The organism is Terribacillus halophilus, from assembly GCF_900162685.1.
Taxonomy (GTDB): Bacteria; Bacillota; Bacilli; order Bacillales; family Amphibacillaceae; genus Terribacillus; species Terribacillus halophilus_A.
Window position 1 is genome coordinate 1043726 of record NZ_LT727828.1, and the last position, 24572, is coordinate 1068297.

General features: G+C 42.2%; 22 protein-coding genes and 1 other RNA gene. 10 read left to right on the top strand and 13 right to left on the bottom strand.

Annotated features, from left to right (window positions below):
- Nucleotides 1-75 precede the first annotated feature (75 nt).
- Nucleotides 76-1836, top strand: a complete 1761-nt coding sequence (locus B1K52_RS09730) for a BlaR1 family beta-lactam sensor/signal transducer (RefSeq protein WP_077307705.1) — start codon at nucleotides 76-78, stop codon at nucleotides 1834-1836.
- Nucleotides 1837-1851: 15 nt separating this feature from the next.
- A complete protein-coding gene (gene blaI / locus B1K52_RS09735) occupies nucleotides 1852-2229 on the top strand; it encodes a penicillinase repressor BlaI (protein ID WP_077310565.1) in 378 nt (125 codons plus the stop codon).
- A gap of 37 nt (nucleotides 2230-2266) precedes the next feature.
- On the opposite strand, the gene ptsP is transcribed toward blaI, so the two are convergent.
- The 5 genes from ptsP to B1K52_RS09760 form a co-directional block, all read right to left on the bottom strand.
- Complete coding sequence (gene ptsP / locus B1K52_RS09740; RefSeq protein ID WP_077307707.1) at nucleotides 2267-3982, bottom strand: phosphoenolpyruvate--protein phosphotransferase; 1716 nt, start codon at nucleotides 3980-3982, stop codon at nucleotides 2267-2269.
- A 5-nt stretch (nucleotides 3983-3987) separates the two neighbouring features.
- The gene (locus tag B1K52_RS09745) at nucleotides 3988-4254 is read right to left on the bottom strand and encodes a phosphocarrier protein HPr (protein ID WP_077307709.1); all 267 of its coding nucleotides are present in this window, start codon (nucleotides 4252-4254) and stop codon (nucleotides 3988-3990) included.
- 77 nt (nucleotides 4255-4331) lie between these two features.
- Nucleotides 4332-6242, bottom strand: coding sequence for a PTS fructose transporter subunit IIABC (locus tag B1K52_RS09750; RefSeq protein ID WP_077307711.1), 1911 nt, complete (start codon nucleotides 6240-6242; stop codon nucleotides 4332-4334).
- A 23-nt stretch (nucleotides 6243-6265) separates the two neighbouring features.
- Nucleotides 6266-7177, bottom strand: coding sequence for a 1-phosphofructokinase (pfkB, locus tag B1K52_RS09755; protein ID WP_077307713.1), 912 nt, complete (start codon nucleotides 7175-7177; stop codon nucleotides 6266-6268).
- A complete protein-coding gene (locus tag B1K52_RS09760) occupies nucleotides 7174-7926 on the bottom strand; it encodes a DeoR/GlpR family DNA-binding transcription regulator (protein WP_077307715.1) in 753 nt (250 codons plus the stop codon). The genes pfkB and B1K52_RS09760 overlap by 4 nt, the downstream gene beginning before the upstream one ends.
- 212 nt (nucleotides 7927-8138) lie before the next feature.
- Here B1K52_RS09760 and secG point away from each other — a divergent pair, with 212 nt between their 5' ends.
- The 3 genes from secG to rnr all read left to right on the top strand — a co-directional run bounded on the left by secG (nucleotide 8139) and on the right by rnr (nucleotide 11581).
- On the top strand, nucleotides 8139-8372 hold the full coding sequence (gene secG / locus B1K52_RS09765; RefSeq protein ID WP_077307717.1) for a preprotein translocase subunit SecG: 234 nt from the start codon (nucleotides 8139-8141) through the stop codon (nucleotides 8370-8372).
- Nucleotides 8373-8494: 122 nt separating this feature from the next.
- Nucleotides 8495-9250, top strand: a complete 756-nt coding sequence (locus B1K52_RS09770; protein ID WP_077307719.1) for an alpha/beta hydrolase — start codon at nucleotides 8495-8497, stop codon at nucleotides 9248-9250.
- A 42-nt stretch (nucleotides 9251-9292) separates the two neighbouring features.
- Entirely contained in the window at nucleotides 9293-11581 is a 2289-nt protein-coding gene (rnr, locus tag B1K52_RS09775; RefSeq protein ID WP_077307721.1) for a ribonuclease R, read from the top strand.
- 38 nt (nucleotides 11582-11619) lie between these two features.
- Here rnr and B1K52_RS09780 read toward each other — a convergent pair whose 3' ends face one another.
- Nucleotides 11620-12477 carry a GNAT family N-acetyltransferase gene (locus B1K52_RS09780; protein ID WP_077307723.1) on the bottom strand — a complete coding sequence of 286 codons (858 nt, stop codon included), beginning with the start codon at nucleotides 12475-12477 and terminating at the stop codon, nucleotides 11620-11622.
- 118 nt (nucleotides 12478-12595) lie between these two features.
- On the opposite strand from B1K52_RS09780, the gene smpB reads away from it, so the two are divergent.
- From smpB to map, 3 genes are all read left to right on the top strand, one after another.
- A complete protein-coding gene (gene smpB / locus B1K52_RS09785; protein WP_077307725.1) occupies nucleotides 12596-13057 on the top strand; it encodes an SsrA-binding protein SmpB in 462 nt (153 codons plus the stop codon).
- Nucleotides 13058-13156: 99 nt separating this feature from the next.
- Nucleotides 13157-13522, top strand: a transfer-messenger RNA (tmRNA) gene (gene ssrA / locus B1K52_RS09790).
- Nucleotides 13523-13677: 155 nt separating this feature from the next.
- Complete coding sequence (gene map, locus B1K52_RS09795; RefSeq protein WP_077307727.1) at nucleotides 13678-14418, top strand: type I methionyl aminopeptidase; 741 nt, start codon at nucleotides 13678-13680, stop codon at nucleotides 14416-14418.
- 428 nt (nucleotides 14419-14846) lie between these two features.
- Here map and B1K52_RS17950 read toward each other — a convergent pair whose 3' ends face one another.
- The 3 genes from B1K52_RS17950 to B1K52_RS09805 all read right to left on the bottom strand — a co-directional run bounded on the left by B1K52_RS17950 (nucleotide 14847) and on the right by B1K52_RS09805 (nucleotide 17735).
- Nucleotides 14847-15008 (bottom strand): hypothetical protein, encoded by a 162-nt coding sequence (locus B1K52_RS17950; protein WP_179106520.1) that lies wholly within the window; start codon nucleotides 15006-15008, stop codon nucleotides 14847-14849.
- A gap of 115 nt (nucleotides 15009-15123) precedes the next feature.
- Nucleotides 15124-16227, bottom strand: coding sequence for a non-hydrolyzing UDP-N-acetylglucosamine 2-epimerase (gene wecB, locus B1K52_RS09800; protein WP_077307729.1), 1104 nt, complete (start codon nucleotides 16225-16227; stop codon nucleotides 15124-15126).
- Between the two features lie 14 nt (nucleotides 16228-16241).
- Complete coding sequence (locus tag B1K52_RS09805) at nucleotides 16242-17735, bottom strand: glycosyltransferase family 2 protein (protein WP_077307731.1); 1494 nt, start codon at nucleotides 17733-17735, stop codon at nucleotides 16242-16244.
- Between the two features lie 224 nt (nucleotides 17736-17959).
- On the opposite strand from B1K52_RS09805, the gene B1K52_RS09810 reads away from it, so the two are divergent.
- Nucleotides 17960-18580, top strand: a complete 621-nt coding sequence (locus B1K52_RS09810; protein WP_179106521.1) for a nuclear transport factor 2 family protein — start codon at nucleotides 17960-17962, stop codon at nucleotides 18578-18580.
- Between the two features lie 153 nt (nucleotides 18581-18733).
- The gene (gene murB, locus B1K52_RS09815) at nucleotides 18734-19657 is read left to right on the top strand and encodes a UDP-N-acetylmuramate dehydrogenase (protein WP_077307735.1); all 924 of its coding nucleotides are present in this window, start codon (nucleotides 18734-18736) and stop codon (nucleotides 19655-19657) included.
- Between the two features lie 48 nt (nucleotides 19658-19705).
- Here the strand turns inward: murB and B1K52_RS09820 are convergent, their stop codons facing one another.
- The 4 genes from B1K52_RS09820 to B1K52_RS09835 form a co-directional block, all read right to left on the bottom strand.
- Complete coding sequence (locus B1K52_RS09820; RefSeq protein WP_077307737.1) at nucleotides 19706-20674, bottom strand: sodium:calcium antiporter; 969 nt, start codon at nucleotides 20672-20674, stop codon at nucleotides 19706-19708.
- Nucleotides 20675-20812: 138 nt separating this feature from the next.
- Nucleotides 20813-22267 carry a catalase KatA gene (gene katA / locus B1K52_RS09825; protein WP_077307739.1) on the bottom strand — a complete coding sequence of 485 codons (1455 nt, stop codon included), beginning with the start codon at nucleotides 22265-22267 and terminating at the stop codon, nucleotides 20813-20815.
- 572 nt (nucleotides 22268-22839) lie between these two features.
- Nucleotides 22840-23268 carry a BrxA/BrxB family bacilliredoxin gene (locus B1K52_RS09830; RefSeq protein WP_077307741.1) on the bottom strand — a complete coding sequence of 143 codons (429 nt, stop codon included), beginning with the start codon at nucleotides 23266-23268 and terminating at the stop codon, nucleotides 22840-22842.
- Between the two features lie 3 nt (nucleotides 23269-23271).
- A complete protein-coding gene (locus tag B1K52_RS09835) occupies nucleotides 23272-24396 on the bottom strand; it encodes a conserved virulence factor C family protein (RefSeq protein ID WP_077307743.1) in 1125 nt (374 codons plus the stop codon).
- Between the last annotated feature and the right edge of the window lie 176 nt (nucleotides 24397-24572).

Consider the following 24572-nt stretch of genomic DNA (forward strand, 5'->3'; position numbering starts at 1 on the left):
AATCAATATTACACTTGTAATCTAAAGCTGTCAATTGTAAAATGCAATAGAATAGATTGGTAGGGGGAAGAGAGAGTGACTTTTGCTGAACTGCTGCTAGTGATGATTTTATCTTCTGCAACCATAGGTATTATTCTATTAATCAGACGTTTTCTGGCTGGACAATTAGCACCGGCTTGGCGATATTATTTATGGTTTTTTCTGCTAGGAACTCTGATGCTGCCTTTCTTTCCATTTAAGCAAATTAGAATGAAGTACCCTTTATCAATTCATCATGGTCACAAGATGAATATTGTAAGTAATTCAGTTTCAACTGATACTCATCAGACTGGGTGGATGAATAACTTTAGCACTTCGGTTGCACGTATAAATATCCCTCTATTAGATGAGCTGACGAATGCTGTCTGGATAACTGGGGTTGTTATCGGTATAATTGTGGTTTTAATAACACAGTTAAGACTAATGCTCTTAATAAATCGAGCAAATCCCGTTCATGATAAAGAAATAAATGAGATTTTTCTAACATGCAAAACGCAGCTCTCCATCCGGAAAAAAATTAAGCTAAAGCAGTCTGCTGCAGTTACTTCACCATTTATTTGTGGTTTTTTTAATACATATCTGATTCTTCCGGCAGCAACTGAAAAAGGAAGTTCATTAACAAATATCAGAAATGTTACGCTTCATGAATTACATCATTATAAAAGCCGACATGTGCACTGGAATTATTTCTTTTTATTTGCAACTGTATTACATTGGTTCAATCCGTTTGTATGGTATGCGCTGAAGGAAATGCGATTAGACCGTGAGATTGCTTGTGATGCGGCTGTTATGCGTTCCTTGGGAAATAGGGAAGAGAAGAATTTAGATTATGGCAGGACTATATTGCACTATGCAGAAAGATTAAAGCAGCCACAGCCCGACCAAATAATTAATTCAATTAGAAGTTCAAAACGCCACTTGAAGAAACGAATATTACATATAACCTGTGGAATTCAATATGCAAAAAATCTCATTTGGAAGAGTGTAGTCATATTTATAGTCTTAGGCATTGTTATAGCTTCACAAATTCCTGTATTTAGGGCAGCATCTTCTACAGATGAGCAGTATAATATTGATGGGAAAAACGTAGCAGAAGAAGATTTGAACAGATTTTTTAACAGCGAGCGCAGTACCTTTGTTTTGTATAGTATGAAGGCTGATAAATATTATATACACAATAAGAAACAGAGCATGCAAAGAGTTTCTCCTAATTCAACGTATAAGATATTTAGTGCTTTAATAGCTCTGGAAGCAGGTGTTATCCAGCCAACTGCTACGGACGTAGAATGGAACGGAAGCAATTATGCGTATAAGACATGGAATCAAAATCAAAATTTGCAATCTGCAATGAAGAATTCAGTAACGTGGTACTTTCATTATCTGGATCAACAGGTTGGGAAAAAGACTATACAAGATATGCTAGAGAAATACCATTATGGAAACATAGATACATCTGCGAAAAACTTCTGGCTAGAATCATCATTAAAGATATCTCCATTTGAACAAGTAGAATTATTGCGTGACTTTAACCAGAATAGATTAGGCGTGAAGCCTGCTTACAGGAAAGCAGTCAAAGCTTCTATGATGTTAGAGAAAAAGGGTGATGCTGTTCTTTATGGGAAAACGGGAACGGGTATTGTTAATGGGAAGGCATTGAATGGATGGTTTATTGGTTTTGTAGAAACAAAATCAGACACTTATTATTTTGCAATGAACCTGAGAAATGGAAATGCAACTGGTAGTAACGCCGCTAAAATTACATTGAAAATACTGGAAGAGAAACAGATTTATAAATAAGAGAGAGTGTTGATGATGGCAAAAGAAGTACCTAATATAGCCGAATCAGAGTGGGAAATAATGAAAATTCTTTGGGAGAATTCTCCGAGGACCGCGAATGAGGTTGTATCTGCTCTTCAGGGCAAAGCAGATTGGAAGCCGAAGACAATTCGTACACTGCTGGATCGACTTATGAAAAAAAAGGTTGTTGGTGTAAATAAAGAACAGCGAGTATACACCTTCTATCCACTATATGCGGAGGACGAATGTCAGCGTGCTGAAGCCAAGTCTTTTCTTAAACGAATCTATGGTGGAACAATGAAATCCATGTTAGTTCAGTTTATTGAAGATGATGCTTTATCAGAAAAAGATATGAACGAAATTCGTCAGATGCTGGATAAGAAAAGTAAATAAGGAAAAAACAGCTCTCCCATACTGGAGAGCTGTTTTTTTACTGTCCTGTTCTTTGACGGACTAGCTGTTCTACATCATCAGCTGTGCTTAGCGTCAATGCTTCTTGGCTTAGCTGCTGCATGTCTGCTTTAGATAGCTTTGTGATTTGTGTTCTTGCTGGAAGGATGCTCGTTGCGCTCATGCTGAATTCATCAAGGCCTAGGCCGAGAAGAAGTGGGATCGCAATTTCATCGCCAGCCATTTCGCCGCACATGCCTGCCCATTTGCCTTCTGCGTGCGCTGCTTCAATAACGTTATGCACCAGGTTAAGGATTGCTGGGTGGTACGGCTGGTAAAGATAGCTTACGCGTTCGTTCATGCGGTCTGCTGCCATTGTGTATTGAATCAAATCATTTGTACCAACACTGAAGAAATCAACTTCTTTTGCGAATTGTTTTGCAGCAACTGCAGTAGAAGGGATTTCCACCATGATACCGATTTCAATTGCATCAGAAACAGATACGCCGTCAGCTGTAAGCTTGTCTTTTTCTTCAAGAAGAATTGCTTTTGCTTGGCGGAATTCCTCCAATGTAGCAATCATCGGGAACATAATTTTCAGATTACCGTATACGCTTGCACGCAAGAGAGCACGAAGCTGTACGCGGAAGATATCATCGCGCTCCAGGCATAGGCGGATTGCGCGGAAGCCTAGGAACGGGTTCAGTTCTTTCGGAAGCTGCAAGTAGCTGAGCTCTTTATCGCCGCCGATATCCAATGTACGAACGACAACAGGTTTGTCGCCCATTTGTTCAAGAACTGCTTTATAAGACTCGAACTGTTCGTCTTCGCTAGGAAGCTCGCTCTTGCCCATATAAAGAAATTCGGTACGGTAAAGGCCAACACCTTCGCCGCCATTGTTCAGGACGCCGGTAACATCTTCTGGTGTACCGATATTTGCTACAAGCTCTACATGCACGTTGTCCGTTGTGACAGTAGGTTCATCTTTCAGCTTCGCCCATTCTTGCTTTTGCTGTTCGAAAGCTTCTTGTTTTGCTCTGTATGCAGATAGCTCGTCTTCTGTAGGATCGATGATAACAGTACCTTCTATACCGTCGACGATAATCATGCTATCTTGAGCAGCAGAGCTAGTGATTGATTTTGTACCGACTACAGCTGGAATCTCAAGAGATCGAGCCATAATAGCGGAGTGAGAAGTACGGCCGCCGATATCGGTTGTAAACCCTTTCACAAATTGCTTGTTTAATTGCGCTGTATCAGAAGGTGTAAGATCCTCTGCAATAATGATAACTTCTTCATCTATAAGTGCTGGGTCAGGGAATGACGCCTGAAGTAAATGTGCCAACACACGCTTGGTAACATCTTGGATGTCAGCTGCGCGTTCTTTCATATATTCATTATCCATGCTGCGGAACATGTCGATGAACATTGTCGCTGTCTCGTCAAGAGCAGCTTCTGCATTGAGATTATTGTTGCGGATGTTATCTTTGATCGGATTAACCAGTTCTGGATCTGCCAGGACAAGCAAATGAGCCGAGAAAATCTCGGCATGCTCGTCGCCAAGTGACACACGAGCATTCTCACGGATTTTCTCCAGCTCTTGCTTGCTGATATCTAGGGCAGCATCCAAACGGCTGATCTCTTCTTCTGCATTCGCAACTGTCGTCTTTTCGAAAGAGAGGTCTGGTACAGCCAAATGGTATGCTTTTGCAATTGCAATACCATTTGAAGCTGCGATTCCGTTTATCATGCTCATTGGAGTTATTCTCCTAAGCCTTCGCTTTTAATTGTTTCCGCAATTGTGTTTACTGCTTCATCAGCATCGTCACCTTCAGCAGTGATTGTGATTTCAGCACCTTGTGGAATTCCAAGGCTCATAACACCCATAATAGATTTAAGGTTAACGCTTTTACCGTTATATGCAAGCTGGATATCAGATTTGAAGCCACCTGCTTTATTTACCAAGATTGTTGCTGGACGAGCGTGTACGCCAGTCTCATCTGTAATAGTCATTGTTTTTTCTGCCATGTTAATTACCTCCAAAGTAGTGTGTTATGTGAATGCTTTCATTCTAATTTTTGTGAATGCTTTCATTCTATCTTATTTTATACTTTTCTTAGGTCTTTTTTCAACAGTCCTACAATAATAGCTGTGACAAAAGCACCGATTATGATGGAAAGGAAGTAAAGCAATGGATTTCCATCAACCAAACTTGCAGAAATAATACCGCCATGCGGTGCGTTCAATCCGATTTCAAAGAATGCAGACAGTCCGCCGGCTACGGCAGCACCGATAGCAGTTGCAGGAATAACACGTAAAGGATCTGCTGCAGCGAATGGGATAACGCCTTCAGAGATGAAGAAAGCCCCAAGAACATAAGCTGTCTTACCAGTTTCGCGTTCTTGTTTTGTAAATTTGTTACGGAAAATACTTGTTGCAATAGCCAAACCGATTGGCGGAACCATACCGCCGGCCATTACCGCTGCCATGAATTCCAAGTTGCCGGCATCCAGCATTGCGATACCGAAAGTGTAGGCCGCTTTATTAATTGGTCCACCCATATCAATTGCCATCATCGCACCAAGCACAATACCTACAAGTACTAAGTTTGCACCGCCAAGATTCTCCAAGAAGGTAGAAAGTCCAACATATACTTGCGTTAGAGACGGGTTGATCAACAGCATGATCATACCTGTAATGAAAATACTTAATACAGGGAAGAAAAGAATAGTTTTCAAACCTTCCAACACTGCTGGAAGACCAGAAAGAGCTTTTTTAATACCAAGTGTTACATAACCAGCCAGGAAGCCGGCAATTAAACCGCCAAGGAAACCGGAACTTGTTGCATCGCCAGATCCATATGTTACAGCGATTAAACCGCCAATAGCACCAGGTGCGAAACCAGGTTTATCGGCAATACTGCTTGCAATGAAACCAGATAGGACAGGAACAATCAGGAAGAACGCTTGGCTGCTGCCAATTTCGCTCAGCATTTCTGCGAAGGCGCTGCCAGGGAACAATTCACCGAATAGAATACCAAGGGCAATCAGGATACCACCGCCGACAACGAATGGCAGCATGTTGGAAACACCATTCATAATGTGCTTATAGAATCCGGAACGTTGTTCTTGCTTTTGTCCGCCTTCTGCGGCAGCTTCTGAGCTGCGTCCGTTATTGTGATGAACTGGAGCATCTTGTGCAACTGCTTTTTCAATTAGTTCCTGAGGTATTTTTAATGCGCGGCCTACAGGAACCTGCAAAACATGTTTACCCTCAAATGGACTAAGATCAACATTGACATCCGCTGCGACGATGATAGCAGACGCTTCCTTGATATCTTCATCTGTTAACCGGTTTTTAATACCGCCAGCGCCGTTTGTTTGTACTTTGATTGGAACATTCATTTCAGCAGCTGTTTGCTTCAGTTTATCAGCAGCCATGAATGTATGAGCGATACCTGTAGGGCAGGCTGTAATGGCAAGCACTTTGCCTTGCGTGCCTGGAGCATCCTGTGCCAATTCTACTGCTTGGTTTTCTTGTTCTTCTTCTTCACCAAGTTCTTCTTTTTCCTTCGCGTCAATAATGGTCATAATTTCTTCTTCTGTTTCCGCGTTTTCAATATTGGAACGGAAAGTACTATCCATTAAGAAGGAAGAAAGACGGGATAGTGTCTCTAGATGAGTCTGATTTGCTCCTTCAGATGCTGCGATCATGAAGAATAGGTGAGATGGCTGTCCGTCAAGTGCTTCGTAATCCAATCCTTCTTTCGAACGGCCAAATGCGATAGCAGGAGTTGTAACTGCTGCTGATTTACCGTGCGGAATGGCGATTCCTTCACCGATGCCAGTTGTCGATTGTGCTTCTCGAGCAAGGATAGCCTCTTTAAATCCTGTTTTATCGTTCAATTTGCCTGCTTCGTCAAGCTTGGAAACAAGCTCTTCAATAACGTCTGCTTTCGTTTGTGACTGAAGCTGCAAGATAATTGTGTCTTTTGTTAATAGTTCAGTAATACGCATGGTTGAAACCCCCTCTTATCCTCTTAGATAGATGTAAGTCTGACTTGGCTGACTAGTTTCTCTATATCTTGCTGTTCGCCAAGGTCATCACTGAATGCTGTAGCACTTCCTGCAGCAACTGCATACGTGAAGGCTTGCTCGTAATCATTTGTCTTTTCATAAGCAGCTAAGAATCCTGCCACCATACTATCACCGGCACCGACAGAGTTCTTTACAGTGCCTTTTGGCGTCTCTGCTTTCCAAGCATGATACTTGTTCACAAAGATTGCACCTTCACCGCCCATCGAGACGATGACGTTTTCAATGCCTGTTTCGTGAAGCTTTCTTGCATAGCTGACAATATCTTCAATAGAAGAAATGGTTGTATCGAACAGTTCACCTAACTCATGGTGATTCGGCTTAACTAGAAACATACGTTTACCAATCAAGTCTTGGAGTGCTGCACTTGAAGTATCGGCAATAAATCTTGTGCCGTTCTTTTCGCAAATGTCGGCCATTCGAGCATATATATCTGCTGGGACAGAACTTGGTGCATTTCCTGCGGCTACAAGCACATCATCTGTTCCGAGACTCCTGATCTGTTCAAGCAGCAAAGCAAGCTGTTCAGTCGTAATTGAAGGGCCTGGTCCGTTTATTTCAGATTCTTCTCCTGATTTGAGTTTTACATTTACTCGTGTTGGTTCATTTATTTCAATAAACTGATGGTTGATACCGGCACTTTCCAGTGTTTCTCGAATAAAGGTACCGGTAAAGCCGCCAAGATATCCTAAAGCTGTCGTTTCTACATCCAATTGATTTAGCAAACGAGAGACATTAATGCCTTTTCCGCCTGCGAAATAAGCTGTATTCGTGGCCCGGTTTAAATCTCCTGCCCGAAATGCATCGACATGCATAATGTAATCGATGGATGGATTCAGCGTACATGTGTAATTCATGAGTCCACAACCTTTAATGAAGTAAGTTTCTCGTATGCTGCCTGCAGCTTTGCGTTAATAGAGTCAACGATAAGCGTGGCTTCAGACAAATCTGCTATATGGGCAAAAGTTGTCTGACCAAGTTTGCTGCTGTCGGCCAATATAAATGTTTCATTTGAGCGGAGCATAGCTTGTCGCTTAATGGATGCTTCTTCTGGATCTGGTGTCGTGTACCCATTATGCATATGCACGCCATTTGTACCTAGAAAGCATTTATCGAACCGATATTGCGAAAGTGCTGCTAGAGCGCCTCTTCCGATCAGAGTTCTCGTCTTATCCTTTACTAAACCACCGGTTACATACACCGTGAGATCTTTTTCGTATAGTGCCTCTAAATGCGTGAGGCCATTTGTGACGACGGTTACATTTTTGCCGGTTAAGTAAGGAATCATGGCATTTGCTGTCGTTCCAGCATCAAGAAAGATGCAATCGTTCTCGCCAACGAGGCTGGCAGCGAAGGCAGCAATTTCTTGTTTGCCTGTTTTGTTGTGCGTTTCTTTCTCTGTATAGCTCATTTCATAGCTTAGAGAGGAAGTAATTGTCGCGCCGCCGTGGACTCGAGTCAGGAGCTGTTTCTTTTCCAGCTCAATCAAGTCCCGGCGTATGGTTGAAACAGAGGCATTTGCTGCTTCTGAAAACTCCGGTATGGACACATTTCGCTGTTCTTGCAACATCTGCAGGATTAATTCCTGCCGCTCAGGTGTAAGCATTTTCACAACCTCCTCCTGAACTAATTTCTAATATAAAGGAAACGGTTTCAACTTGCAACCAGAAAAGTTCAAAAAACATCATAAAAATTCATATTTCGCAAAAATCGTTCAATATATTGTAAGAACTTGTCGTATAAACAAGAACATCTTGCCAATTATCTGACGCATATGCTAAAGTTGACGTAGGTATTTGCCGTTTAGGAGGTGTTGGGATGCAGACAGCTTTAGTAGTTCTATTAATAATCGATGCGATTGCGCTAGTCGCGCTAGTTCTTTTACAATCTGGTAAGAGTGCAGGCTTGTCCGGAGCGATTTCCGGCGGAGCTGAGCAATTGTTCGGAAAACAGAAAGCACGCGGCCTGGATTTATTCCTTCACCGTGCAACAATCATTACTGGAGTCATTCTATTTGTATTGACGTTCTTATTGGCGTACGTCTTGCAATAATCGAATAGCCAACTACATCCCTCGTCACAACTCCTGTGGTGAGGGATTATTTATTATTGCAAAAGGGAAAACTAATGTAGGAATCTACTATAGAAAAAGCTTAAGAAACAGGGGAGATACATATGGTAACAATGAAACAGCCAGAACCGTTTACTTTTGAAGGAAAAGGAGATCGTGCCGTCTTATTGCTGCATGGCTTCACAGGCCATTCGGCAGACGTGCGAATGATGGGGCGTTTTCTTTCCAGCAAAGGCTATACAGCTCATGCGCCAATCTATCGCGGACACGGCAAGTCGCCTGATGACATAGTCGCTTCCAATTCAGATGAATGGTGGGAAGATGTACAGGCTGCTTTTCAATCTCTAAAAGATAAGGGATATGAGAAGATAGCTGTTGCCGGGTTGTCACTCGGTGGTGTGCTCAGTTTGAAGCTTGCGTATTCTTACCCTGTAAGAGGTGTTGTCACGATGTGTTCGCCAATGTTCTTCGATAATGAAACACAGCTTAACAAAGGCTTCAAGCTGTATGCGCGGCAATACAAACAATTCCAAGGAAAAGATAACCAAGCAATTGAACAAGAATTAGCAGAATTAATGGAGGCGCCAGCCACTGCTGATATGTTCCAGCGCCTCGGAGCATTCATCACAGACGTGAGCAAGCATGTAGATGAAATTTATGCACCGCTCTTCGTTGTCCAGGCAACCGAAGATGAGATGATTAATACAGACAGTGCGACTTATATTTATGACCAAGCTGAGTCCGATCAAAAAGAAATTAAATGGTATGAGAACTCCGCTCACGTTATTACGATGGGGAAAGAAAAGGAACAGCTGCACGAAGATGTGTATCAGTTTCTCGAATCGCTTGACTGGGAATAGTCCATACTAGATAGAAAAAGCCGAAAAGAAGGTGAAGCAGAAATGGACGAACTAAAACAGAAGATATTAGCTTATTTGAAAGATAACGCAGAAAAACCAATGACTGTAGAAGAAATCGAGCAGCAGTTGGCGCTTGATGAAGCAAGTGAATTCACTGTGCTTGTTAAAGGATTGAATGAATTGGAAGCAGAGGGACAGCTTGTCCGCACGAGAAGCAATCGCTTCGGTCTTCCGGAAAAGCTGAACTTAGTACGAGGTAAGATTCAGATGCATGCAAAAGGTTTTGCTTTCCTCATCCCAGATGAAGAGGGAGTGGACGATGTTTATATCCACTATTCTGATTTACAATCTGCTATGAACAAAGATGTTGTACTTGTACGAGTAGAGAACCAAGCGGAAGGCGGACAGCGCCGTGAGGGTAAAGTCGTTCGTATTCTGGAGCGTGCAGTTGCGGAAGTTGTCGGTACATATGAAGATAATGGCCGATTTGGCTTTCTCATCGCGGATGACAAACGAATCCCAAATGATATCTTCATTCCGCGCGGTTCCTCAGGCGGTGCGACAGATGGCCACAAAGTTATTGTCCGTATCACGAAGTATCCAGAAGGCCGTATGAGTGCAGAAGGAGAAGTTATTCAAATACTTGGTCATAAAAATGATCCGGGTATTGATATTCTCTCTATCATTCATAAACATGGCATCACAACTGAGTTTCCGCCAGAAGTTTTAGAACAAGCAGCAAATACACCAGAAACAATTGATCCTAGTGAAATAGAAAACCGTCGGGATTTGCGGGATATGATGACCGTAACGATTGATGGTGCGGACGCGAAAGACTTGGATGATGCGGTTGCGGTTAGTAAGCTGGAGAACGGCAATTATCGTTTAGTCGTATCTATTGCTGATGTATCTTATTATGTAGAAGAAGGTTCGCCAATTGATGAGGAAGCATTGGAACGTGCGACGAGTGTTTATCTTGTTGACCGGGTAATTCCAATGATTCCGCATAGGCTCTCTAACGGCATTTGTTCCTTAAACCCACAAGTTGATCGTCTGACACTTACTTGTGATATGCAGATTACACCGCAAGGGGAAGTCGTGGAGCATGAGATTTACCAAAGTGTGATCAAAACAAATGAGCGAATGACATACGGTGATGTGAACAGAATCTTGCTTGAAGATGACCAGGAATTGAAATCCCGTTATGAAACACTCGTTCCAATGTTCCACCATATGGAAGATTTAGCTGCAATCCTTCGTAACAAACGAATGGACCGGGGCGCAATCGACTTTGATTTCCCAGAAGCGCGTGTAGCTGTAGATGAGGAAGGCAAAGCAATGGATGTTGTGCTTCGCGAGCGTTCTGTCGCTGAGAAGCTTATTGAAGAGTTCATGCTTGCTGCCAATGAAACGGTAGCAGAGCATTTCCATTGGCTGGACGTGCCGTTTATCCATCGGGTGCACCAAGATCCGGACCCGGATAAATTGCAGCATTTCTTCGAATTCATTACAAGCCTTGGCTATACAGTGAGAGGATCTTCTGCAGATATTCATCCGCAAACATTACAGAAGATTGTGGAGCGTGTCAGAGGTACGCAAGAAGAAATGATTATCAATCGTCTGATGTTGCGCTCGATGCAGCAAGCGAAGTATGACCCGCAAGGCTTGGGGCATTTTGGGTTAGCAACAAAATTCTATACGCACTTTACATCGCCAATCCGTCGTTATCCGGATTTGATTGTGCATCGTTTAATTCGCACATATGCTGTGAAGGAACAACTGGATAAAAAGACACAAGATCATTGGAAAGACCGGATGCCGGAAATTGCTCGACAGTCTTCCGAACGAGAACGCGCGGCTGTAGATGCCGAGCGGGAAACAGATGATCTGAAGAAAGCAGAATATATGCAAGACAAGATTGGGGAAGAGTTCGACGGTGTAATCAGCTCTGTAACAGGTTTCGGTCTATTCGTTGAGCTGCCAAACACAATTGAAGGCCTTGTACACGTTAGCTATCTGACGGATGACTTTTATCACTTCGATGACCGCCGTTATGCCATGGTCGGCGAGCGGACAGGCAACCAGTTCCGTATTGGGGATGAAATAACCGTACGAGTAGTGAAGGTCAACATCGAAGAGCGCGTAATTGATTTCGAAGTAGTTGGCATGAAACCTCGTAAGCCGCGAGAAAATCGAGATCGCCCTACCATTATTAAAGCTGAAAAGAAAAATAAACCAGGTGACCATCGTCCGCCGAAAAATAAAGGCAAACGGAAGCCGCCTGCAAAAGGTAAGAAAAGCAAGAAACGCAACACAAGAAAACGACCATAACAAGAACGCCCCGGCAAAGACTGCCGGGGCGTTTGTTATCAAATGGATATGCCGTAAATCAGCCAAGGGTCATCATTAGCGATAAAGCTAGATTTAAAAGCATCAGGCATGCTGGAAACCGTTTCAGGGGACACATCTACTTGAGGTGTGAATGGCTTGTCTGACATGTCTATATAATCGAATACTGCAGCCCATAGGCCGTCCTGTTCAAATAAATCGGGCCAAAAATACTGAATTTGCGCAAGATCTCTGCCTTTATAATCTTCTTGTAACGCCATCATTTTACTGGAATTTGGATCTTGGAATACAGCGAGCTGTTCCAGATAATCATCCTCTAAAACCGCAGAAGCGAATGGAATCGGAAAGTACGCTTCATATGGATAAAAAGAACGTTGTGTTTCCATAACAGCTTGTTCAATTGCATCACGTTTAGCGTCGTTCTCCATGATTTGCTGCCATGGCTGTGTTCCCGCTGCAAGCGTCATGTCAGGCGATTCCATTATTAAACTGATAAACTGATCAGCCAGCTGCAAACCGAGCTTATCCAGCACACGCTGTGCGGGCTTATTGGATTTTTGGGTAATCGCGCCAACCCAATGCATGTTAGGATCTTGCTCACAATCAGCTATTATTCTCTGCAGTAGCGCAGTAGCGTTTCCTTTGGATTGGTAACGTATATCACTGCGCAATCTGCCAAGAATACCATTGCCGTTTGGCATTCGAACGACGCCCGCTACAGCAGCCAGTTTTCCTTCTGTCTCCAAGCCGTATAAAGTTTGCGCCGGATTCTCTAGCAGTTGCGGGAAGAGACGAATAACATAATCGTCATCGATACCGGTCTGCATATCGAGCACTTCCTGGTAGTCATTCATTGTTAATTGTCTAATTGCAGTCATTTATGTACACTCCTATCAATCGAATCGCACTATATGTATACCCGTTTTAGTATAGGAATCGTTAGGATTATCATACAGTTTCTGATAAAATAAAGCACGTAGTTAGGAGGAAGCGTCTATGGCTAAAGGACATGGTAAAGTACTTGCACAGAATAAGAAAGCCAATTTCGATTATGCTATTGAAGAAACACTCGAAGCAGGCATTGTCTTACAAGGAACTGAAATTAAATCAATCCGGGCTGGCCGGGTGAACCTAAAAGATAGCTTCGCGCGAATTGACCGCGGTGAAGTGAAAATCATTAACATGCATATTTCGCCTTATGAACAAGGCAACCGTTTCAATCATGATCCGACTCGTACTCGGAAACTGCTGCTGCATCGTAAGCAGATTGATAAATTGATTGGACAAACACAGCAGCAAGGCTATTCGCTCGTACCAATAAAAATGTACATTAAAGATGGTTTTGCGAAGATTTTACTTGGTGTCGGAAAAGGGAAGAAGAAATACGATAAGCGGGAAGACTTGAAGAAGAAGCAGATGAAACGTGATGTTGACCGCGCAATGCGGGAACGCGATTAATAAGCTTGCAATTTCCTGCAAAGATGCTATAATGGAAGTTGTCTGGGATTTGATTAAATCCTAAGTGAACGGGTTACTTCCTGTAGCCCCCATTATCATGGGGACGTTACGGATTCGACAGGGGTAGGTCGAGCTCAGGCTGCGTGTCGAGGTTACGGCTCGTAAAACGTTACGCCTAAATATAACTGGCAAAACAAACAACAACTACTCTCTAGCAGCTGCGTAAGTAGTACTAGAGGATCCTTGCTGCTATCGCCCATGTGGCAGATTTGAGGGTCTCAACTTAAAGTGGGCTACGCCATTATCCTCGGCTTGCGGGTAATCGGAAGAAGACAATCAAGCTAGCCTCGCTGAAAGCCTGTCGTTAGGCCGAAGCGTGCGCGAAATATAATATATCGACTACACACGTAGATGCCTGAGTGCCGATATCTCTGGACGTGGGTTCGACTCCCACCGTCTCCATCCTTACATATTGGATGGAAAACAAGGCTTTGAAATGCTGATTATAGTGTTTCAAAGCTTTTTTGTTTCTTTTGAAGTCGATTTAAGTTCTGCTAATGCAGAAAGACTTTGATTAAGGTGTAATGTAAAACAGGTTAAAGAATAGTGAGGTAGAGCAAATGATTGCAAAAACAGAAGAAGATTTTAATGGTTTGAAGGAAATTGGTAAAATTGTTGCTTCTATTAGAGATGAATTGGTACAAAGAACCGTTCCTGGTATAACGACGGAAGAACTTGATGATATAGCTGGAGAGCTTTTTGAGAAAGAAGGAGCAGTTTCAGCTCCAAAAAGTGAATATGATTTCCCAGGTTATACTTGTATTAGTGTGAATGATGAAGTAGCGCATGGTATTCCTGGGAAGCGCGTTATCGCTGAAGGAGATTTAGTTAATGTAGATGTTTCTGGGTCTAAAAATGGCTATTTTGCAGATACAGGGATCTCTTTTGTAGTAGGCGAAGGAGACGAAATGAAAACGAAAGTATGCGACGTTGCAAAAAAAGCATTTGAAGCAGGCCTTCAGAAAGCTAAACCAGGGTCCAAAAAAAGCGGAATCGGAAGAGCAGTATTCCAAACAGCAAGACAGCATGATTTAACTGTTATAAAAAACCTTACAGGTCACGGCATTGGTCGTACAATCCATGAAGCCCCTGATCATATTTATAATTTTAAAGAAACATTTGATGATGAGTTATTAAAGGATGGCATGGTTATCGCGTTCGAACCGTTTATTTCGACATTGGAAGAAGAAGTTTACCAAAAAGATGACGACTGGACGTATGCGACAGAAAAAAGCTATGTAGCGCAAATAGAACATACGCTTATCCTTACTAAAGATGGTCCGATTATTGTTACGCTGTAATAGAGATAAAAACAAAGAATCCAAACAATACTGCAATTAACAACAGCGTTGTTTGGATTTTTTTGCATCTGAAACGAAAGTGAGAGCATCGCTTCGGAAATACACTCCGCTTTCCTGCGGGCGGCTGGGGAGCCTCCTTGTGCAAAAAAACGCACTGCGGGGGTCTCCCCTAGCCTTCCTCCCGCGGGAGTCTCCGTGTATTTCCTACGCTGATTTGTGTGATAGGAAACCTTCACTCGAATACGTAGACTCCTCGAAAAAGATAGCGATTTTCTTGTCGGTGTCTTACTTCAAGAGCTATTCTTGTCCAACGTTAACAGCAAGAGTTAGAGAGTCAGCAGCCGTCGGAGGACTGTATTAAAAAAGTAGGCATGTATGAATCGTTCGCTTTTAGGATGATTTAATCTTGTTTTATCCCAGGTTTATTTTTATGCTTCTTCCTGTTTCCACGTTGTCTCTTCGCCTTTTGTTGGGCAAACTGGGAATACTTCATTTGCTTTTATTTCAACTCTTTCGCCTGACTGGCAAGTATAAACGCCTGTTTGCGGTACGCCTTGTCCGGTTCGGTATTCTCTTGTTTCATTACTCACCTTGTACACCTCCCGTGTTATAGCACTTATTCTAACCGTTCCCTTTGCTGCTTACTCTGAATCCTTGTGTAAGTAATAAAGAGCCTTGCATAGTGTAACAAGGCTTCCTCTTAATTCATATTTTGTATCTCTTCAGCCACTTTACAATGCGTTCACTAGTTCTGCCATCGCCATATGGATTTGCAGCCGCGGCCGTGCGTTGGTAGTAGGATTCATCCATTAGTAACGTATCTATCGCTTTCATGATTGTTTGTTTTTCTGTACCTGCCAGGAGTAGTGTTCCGGCTTCTACACCTTCCGTTCTTTCCGTAGAAGAACGTATTACGATAACTGGCACATCGAAAGCGGGTGCTTCTTCCTGTATGCCGCCTGAGTCGGTAATGACCAAGTAGGCGTGTTTATACAGATGGATGAAGGAAGCGTAATCTACTGGGTCAATGATGTGTAAGCGGCTGTGAGCGTGTAAAAAGGAGTGCACTTGATTTCTTACATTTGGGTTAGGGTGTACGGGGAAAATCACTTCTACGTCTTCATAACGGTTGATCATCTCATTTATTGCTTCGTAAATATACCGCATGCTTTTCATGTTCTCTCTTCGATGTGTAGTCAAAAGTATGAGCTTCCGCTCTGCGTTAATCACATGCTCCAGATCCTTTAAAGAGGAGGAGGTGTGCTTTTGTATGTAGAAAAGTGCATCAATAACTGGATTGCCGACTACGTGTATGTTGCTTGCTTCTATTCTTTCCTGAAGCAGGTTTTGTTTGTTTTGTTCGGTTGGAGCGAAATGGACTGCAGCAATTCGGGTTACAAGTTGCCGATACATCTCTTCGGGAAATGGTGTGTACGGATTATACGTACGTAATCCAGCTTCTATATGCATGACAGGTATCTGAAGATGAAACGCAGCAAAGGCAGCGGCAAATGTAGTGGCTGTATCACCTACGACAGCTATTAGATCTGGTTTTTCTGCTTTTAATGTGTCAGAGAGGACAGGGATTGCGGCAGCTATTACTTGTTCAGCTGATTGATTTGATTTCATGAGTGACAGTTGATAATCTGGCTGGATGGAAAAGATTCTTAAAACGTCATCCAGCAGCTCGGTATGTTGTCCTGTGTGAATAACAAGTGAAGTGACATCTTGTTCTTCTTTAAGTTTGCTAATAATAGGGGCAAGCTTAATTCCTTCTGGACGAGTTCCTAATATAAATGCTACTTTCATATGCTGCTCCTCACTTAGCGAAGATAGATTCTGGTAATAGTATCTCCTTCTGTTTTAAACTCCGGAATGCTTACATTGTCCCATGATTGAAGCATATACTGAACGACAGCTCGAATCTGACTACTGAGTAAGATCTTATCAGTATCATCATCGTATAATCTTTCATGATATAGTGTGGAATTGAGCCAATGGATTTTAAATGAATCGGCCATGCGGCAGAACATCATATAATCTGCTGCCTTTAGTAAGTTTTCACCATTTATTTCTTCCTGCCATCCTCCTAGTTTATCTAGAGCAGACTTACGGTACATACGCGGACTAGGGCATTGTACTTCGCTTAGCACGTGATACTTATCCGTATAATCTGGTCCGCTTAAAACCTCCCCTTCCTGTAACCCTGATGACGGATTATCGTACCAGGTTCTTCTGTTGGCATATAGTAAGCCATAGGATTTATCCAACTTTCCGAACGTGTCCAGCAGCATTTCAACTGCTTTTTCATCCAGCCAGTCATCTCCATCTAGTTCGAGTACATATTTTCCAAGCGCGTATCGTAAACCGACATTCAAAGCCTCTGCTTTCGTACCGTTTTTTATATGAAGCGGTATAATGCGCGGATCATTCACACTTGTTATTTTCTGCAGCGTGTCATCTGTGGAACCAATATCAACGGCGACGATATGAAAATTGGAGTGGGTTTGTGCCAGTACACTGTTTAAGCATTTTTTAATATAAGCACCCTGATTTCGTGCTGTAATTAATATGGTAACATCAGGAATATCCTGTCTTTTTTTGCGGTGATCGAGGCTGGCGTTCATACTTTGCAAATATAACCCTTGCGGACCTGTAATGGTTGTGAGTGACAAAGCACCATTTACTCTGTATTCCATCAAAGGGTCGCGTATTAATTTAATTTCACCTAGTTCAAGCAGTCGAATCCAAAACTCGTAATCGGACACGACACCATAATCCAAATCATATCCGCCCGCTTTTTTATAAGCTGATTGCCGAAATAGAAAAGAAGCGCCTATAAAACAGATAGACATTATTTCTTCTTTATTGCGATTCATCAGCGTTTCCATGGTCCGTAACCATTGTTCTGCATCTGCAAAGCGCTGGCCTTCTTCGTTGATTAGCCAGTAGTAAGAATAAAGCAGGACAGTATCTTCAGGTGCGCGTTTCATATGATTATTGAGTGTGAGCAGAAATAGAGGGTTTTGCCGATTATCGATTGAGATCCATGTAAGATATGGGCAATCTGTTAAATAAGAGAAACCTTCGTTTAAGGAATAAGAGATACCCAAATTTTTCTTTCGATGAATAATCCGGTAAGGTATCGTTAAGCTACTGGAAGCTTTGTAAACAGCTTCAACAGTTTCTTGATTGGCCCCATCAATAACAATAATTAATTTAAAATCACGATAAACCTGCTTTTCCACTGCTTCTATACATTCATAGACATACGCAGCTTGTTGATTGTATACGGGTAAGACAACTCCAATAGACATCTTTCTGCCTCCTCACATATGAAAGTATGAAGAAAAACAGCAATTCATACTTTATCTGCTTATAAGTTTGTTTCGTTGTCTAAAATATTTTTGATGTGCTGTCACATATCTGCAAAAGCAAGCTGTCTTGCTTTCTAAACAAGAGACATCAAGATACAATTAGATAATCGTTTAGTTTCAGTTTAGACCTCTATGTGAGGGAACGAAGAATGGAGTGCAAAATAATGAGTCAAACAGTTATAACTTTAACAACAGGAGAAAAGATTTATACGGTTGCATCGGAAGAGCAGATTTTACAGCAAATCACCAACAACCAAGGGATGATGAACAAAGCTTTTGTTGTGATAGGGGATGTACATATTGCAACAGCACATATAGTAAAAATAGAAGGTCCTGAACAGAGACAGGAAGAACCGTTCCGTCTTCCGGAAAAGATAGAGCAAGCTGAAGAGATAAACGAGACAGTGCAAACAGAAGAAGAGAATAATCAAAACCAAATTGAATTGCTGGAGCAAGAGCTGCGAGAAGCGATGCAAACACGTGATATCTTTGCATTGGATACGCTTTTGCATGATGACCTTGTATTTGTTAATCATGAAGGAAGCTATATAACAAAAGAGATGGATTTAGAAGCACATCGGACACTTGCTGTACGTTTTACGAAAGTTTCTTGTTCAGATCTGCAAGTTAAACCAACGAAGGACGGGGCGGTAACCATTTCTAAGATTCGTTTAGAGGGGCAAGAGAGGGAAGCGAAAATCGAAGGTGATTTCGTTTATACACGTGTGTGGCAGCTTATTGGTGAAGATTATCAAGTCATCACTGGTCATTGTACAAAGCTTTAAATCATATCCATTGCTGCAAGCAGTGCATAAACTATAGGTGTCTGGCCTAACGGGTAAATAAGAGCATTGTCACGTATGTGAAATGTGGTATACAATAAAAGTTAGGGCACGCTCATATAGAAGCGGCTTAATACAGTTATGAGGGATTAAACGATGAATGTAATGACATTGGAAAAAGACATAAAGCAACTTGTAGACGCGAAAGATGTTTTGATTGAAGCCCCGCTTGCTGATTACACGTACACCAAGGTGGGCGGTAAGGCAGATGTACTAGTATTTCCAAAAAGCTATACCGAAATAGAAAAAGTTGTTGCTTATACAAAAGAAAACAACATACCGTTAACGATTCTGGGAAACGCCTCAAATGTGATTATTCAAGATGGCGGATTACGCGGAGTGGTCATGATTTTAACAGGACTAGATGAAGTGAAAGTGGAGGGGAACCGAATAATAGCCCAGTCTGGCGCAGCTATTATTAACGTCAGCAGATTTGCTCATGATGCCAGTTTGACTGGTTTAGAATTTGCTTGTGGTATTCCAGGTTCCGTAGGCGGTGCATTGTACATGAATGCAGGTGCTTACGGCGGGGAAGTGAAAGATGTGCTGGAGCAAGTGGTGGTTATTACGGACGCAGGTGAACGAAAAGTGATGACGCGAGACGAATTGGAGCTCAGCTATCGCACAAGTATTTTGCAAAAAAATAACTTTATCGCTGTCGAAGCAACCTTCTTATTAACTGAAGGTGAGCAAACTGCAATTAAAGCTAAAATGGAGGAGCTTACGTATTTACGTGAATCCAAGCAGCCGCTCGAATATCCTTCCTGCGGCAGTGTCTTCCAGCGACCTCCTGGTCATTTTGCTGGAAAACTGATCATGGATGCCGACCTGCAATTGACGCGTATTGGCGGAGTAGAAGTATCAGGTAAGCATGCTGGTTTTATGGTGAATGTGGATAATGGTACGGCGACAGATTATATTAATTTGATTGGTCATGTACAAAAAACAGTAAAAGAAAAGTTTGGTGTTAGTTTACAGCGTGAAGTGCGGATTATTGGCGATACACCAGGACAAAAATAAAAAAGAGAAGCTCATGGATTTCATTCCTTCTGTGAGCTTCTCTTTTTATTAACCTGCAAAGATTAAATATCCCATTGTTCCAACGTAGCAGATAACCACCAGCAAGCTGGGCAAGGAATAGGTAAGGGTTGAGCGAGATCGTTTACGCGTAAGAATTAACATGGCAATAACAGTCAGAACAAAGCCAATGATTGCGATAACCATGACATTGTTGCCCGTATCCTGCCAAATGCTTCCTTCTGTATATACGATATCGGCTATTGCGATAACCGCAATATTGAATAAGTTGCTTCCAAAGATTGTTCCCACGGCCAGATTGCTATTTCCCAGCTTCAGTGCAGTATAAACGCTTACTGCATCTGGCAGAGAAGTCGCAGCTGCAATTAAGATACTTCCGACAATAGTAGCGCTTATTCCAGTAGAAGCGGCTAGTGCATCACCAGAGATAGTTAAGACACTGCCGACAATGAGAATCATAACAGCGAATAAAAAGAAACGGAACTTTGCTTGAGAAAGTGATTCTTTTTTTTCATGTGCTTCGTTTGGTTCCGTATCAATATTTTTCTTTGATGTAATATACATACCAACAACGTAAATAATAACAATGATAAAGCTAGGTATACTGACATTAAATAAGGTATAGCTGTGGGTAACGGCTAATGCAGCAATGGCAGCGACACAAAGCGTTAAGGCAATCGTACCTGTATAAAGATGCTGTTTGCTTACTTGCAAAAATAATCGTTTGCTGCGAAAATGCAGATCGAATAGAAACAAAACAAATAAGTTAAATAATAAACTGCCAAGTCCGTTGCCGACAGCTATATCCGGATTATCAATAAGACCTGCGCTTAAAGTTGCAGTTAGTTCTGGTAAGGAAGTACCTACAGCGAGCAGAACAGTACCAGTCAGAAAACCATTCATTTTGGATTTTCGGCTGATTGTATCGGCGTGGGTGGAAAGGTGGATTGCAGCATATACAGATAGCGCTGCAGTTATAATGAATATGGCAGCTAGCAATAGAGGTGAAATAGGTCATCTTCCTTTCTGCTAAAAAAGCATTCCACTTCTATTACCCTTTATAGGAGAACTATTAACAAATCTTTTAGTTTCTTCATAAAAAGAAGGTCAGGACAATATGTCCTGACCTTCTTTCAATTAGGCAGTTACAGTCGGAATGCTGATACCAAGTCCATCAGCAACGCGCTGTCCCCATTCTTTGTCCGCTTTGTAGATATGACCTACTTCGCGTTCAAGTATTTCTTTTCTTGTTACAGGTTTCATTGCATCAACGAAGTTTTGTACAAGACGTGTTTTTTCATCATCTGTCATAAGACGGTACAAATCTCCTGGCTGCGTGTAATGGTCGTTTTCATCATAACCAACGCTATCTGCTTCGCCGGAAACTTCAAATGGTGCAATTTTGCTTGCTGGATCTTCTTTCGGCCCGTTCAAGCTATTTGGCTCGTAATAAACGCCGCTGCCGCCATTGTTGTCAAAACGCATTTGGCCATCGCGCTGGTAGTTGTTTACTTCATTACGCGCACGGTTGATCGGAAGTGCTTGGTGGTTAGCACCTACACGATAACGATGAGCGTCATGGTAAGCGAACAAACGTCCTTGCAGCATTTTATCTGGTGATACATCAATACCAGGTACAAGTGTTCCCGGGGAGAATGTAGCTTGTTCTACTTCTGCAAAGTAGTTCTCTGGGTTGCGGTTCAATACCATACGGCCAACTTCAATTAGCGGGTAATCTTTTTGTGACCATACTTTTGTTACGTCGAATGGATCGAAGCGATATGTGTTCGCATCTTCCAACGGCATGATTTGCACGTATAGTTTCCACTCTGGGAAATCGCCATTCTCAATTGCGTTGAAAAGATCTTCTGTATGGTAGTCAGGATGCTCACCGGCAATCTTCGCCGCAACAGCAGGATCCATGTTTTTCACGCCTTGCTGTGTTTTGAAGTGATACTTCACCCAGTAACCTTCGCCTTTTTCGTTAACCCATTTGAATGTATGAGAGCCGAAACCATGCATATTACGCAATGTTGCCGGAATACCGCGGTCAGACATAAGAATTGATACTTGGTGCAAGCTCTCAGGAGAAAGAGACCAGAAATCCCATACTGCATCTGGATTTTTCAAATGTGTTTGCGGATGTCTTTTTTGTGTATGAATGAAATCAGGGAACTTGATTGCGTCGCGGATAAAGAATACAGGTGTATTGTTACCAACTAGATCATAGTTTCCTTCTTCTGTGTAGAATTTAACAGCGAAACCACGGGGGTCACGAACTGTATCAGCAGAACCTAGTTCACCAGCTACTGTAGAGAAGCGAATAAACATATCTGTTTTCTTCCCAACTTCAGAAAGAAAAGCTGCTTTTGTATATTTAGAAACATCATTAGTGACTTCGAAGTAACCGTGTGCGCCAGCACCTTTCGCGTGTACAACACGTTCAGGAACACGTTCCCGGTTAAAGTGTGCTAGTTTTTCAAGTAGGTGTACGTCTTGAATCAGTGTCGGTCCACGAGATCCAGCGGTTAATGAATTCTGGTTATCTCCAACTGGAGCTCCCCAGCTAGTAGTTAATCTTTTATCTGCCAAGAAAAATCACCTCAGAAATTAAGTAGTTTGTGAATCTATTTATATAATAACATCTTTTTATTAGAAATCAATACTTAATTATAATAATTATAAACTCGGTAGAATCATAGATTGAAAAAAGGCAAGGCAGCTTTTCGCCACCTTGCCCGTATTTCTATATGATATCGTTTGCATATTAGTTTATAAAGAAGCTACCCAAGTAAGCAGAGCGCACCCTATTATGCTGCCGCTAATCATCAAGTTTGTTTTCCACATTGGTACCCCTCCTTTGATATATTTATTTTAACAAAGGTTGAAAAGGCTTTCAATATTAAAATAACAAAATTAATTAAAAAAGGCAGGGGGAGGCTCGTTTTTAACAAATATATCTAATAAGATATTATGATAAAACAGGAATGATTTAGTTTAAGAGGAAGATTATTTGTTCAGTAGAAGAGGCTCTGCCCGTATTTATGAAGCAGCAGACTAACGCACTTATTTTTTTATATAAAAAAGGCCGAACATTTCTATGGATTAAAACACAGAATGGTTCGGCCTTTTCAATGGCTGCTATACTGTTGTAGCTGCTCTTTTTACAAATTTTTATTATAGGCAGTTGTCAGATTCTCAACGATCTCTTCTACGTCATAGCCTTCAATTTGTTCACGCGGAACGAAATGAACTAATTTGCCGTCCTGCATCAAGGCAACAGATGGAGAAGAAGGGGGCTGATCAGTAAAGTATTCACGCATTTTCTCAGTTGCTTCTTTATCTTGTCCAGCAAAAACAGTGACCAAATGGTCTGGTCTTTTCTCATTTTGCAATGATTCACGAACAGCCGGGCGAGCAAGTCCTGCTGCACATCCGCAGACAGAGTTGATGACAACGAGCGTGCTGCCTTTCGCTTGAGCTGTGTATTCCTCGACTTGTCCCGCGGTAGTCAGTTCCTGAAAGCCTGCTTGGGTGAGTTCATCCCGCATTGGCTGGACAATTCCGCGCATGTATTCTTCGTATGCATTCATTCGTTATTCCTCCTTTAGTTTCGCGGCCTCTGTCATCTGTTTCCAGACAGAGCCTTTTGCTTCCTCGCCGCCGGCAATTCGTTCAATTGCCATGTTGAGCTGCAGTTTCACTTCGAATTCCGTTTCTTGTCGGGCTGCTTTTTCAAGCATCGGTAAACTGTCTGCATTGCCAAGTTCATAAAGGAACATGGCTCCGCGCCAACGAACAATTCGATTTGCATCAGCAAGTGTTGCTTCCATAGCTGGAATGGCTTCTTTAAAGCCCAAATCAGATAAACAATCACCTGCTGTTCGTCTAACTGTGACAACTTTATCGCGGAGAGCGCGGTAAAGCAATGGAAGCACAGCTTTATCCTCGATCATGCCAAGATATGCGGTGGCAAGTCTGCGGATAGACGCTTTCGGATCTTGTAAGGCTCTATCCAAAAAAGCTAGGTGTTTCATATCTGGTACAAGAGCATCCAGTGCGCGGTATCGTACACGCCAATCATCCTCTTCCCAGATTGCCATTGTCGGCTGAGGCCGTGAGAGAGGCGGAGCTTGGGGGTTACGGGCACGTGTCACAAGCTCCTGCAGTCTTTCCGAGCTATAGCTTGCCTGCAATTCCTCATAGATATCCTGTCCAACTTGGTCAGGCTCGCCGTAACGTGGATATTGCTCTTCCCATTTACGGGCAAAAACAATATTGTCATCTCCAGCAGCTTTCATAGCAGCTTCGGTGAAATGTGCAGGAAGGCCGATTCGCTTTTCTTGCCCATCGAAAAGCAGCTTGATTTGCATTGGTACACCGTAAATTGTCTGTATATGCACATCTACCTGACCATAATGCAAATCGGGCTCACTTGTTATTGATTCCAGCTCCTGACTTTCCTCTCCAAATACTTCCCTAACAGAAGGAAGTATCGTTTCCCAAGCTGTTTTTGGATTTCTCTCCAAAGCCAGAAAGTCTGCTACGCGATATATGCCTGTCACGCCATCAATTTGAAACAGCGCTTGTATATAGGCAGGATCATCAATTGAGACGGTATTATGTTTGTAATCCATACTTTTGCTCATTGGCAGCATCTCGTCTACGACAATCTTCATCGAGTAAGGACTCGGGGTAGGCTCGATGGTCACGATTTTCATTTTATTCCCCCTTATAAGTGATCATTTTCTTCTTATTGACTATATCACAGACACAGCAGAAGGTGCGACAATACAGCATTAGGACTAGAGGCGGATAGAAATTAAGTCTTTGTTTCTATTAAGCTGTGAACAACAGTCTGCTAGAATGTTAATAATACGTAAATAATTCCACTTCT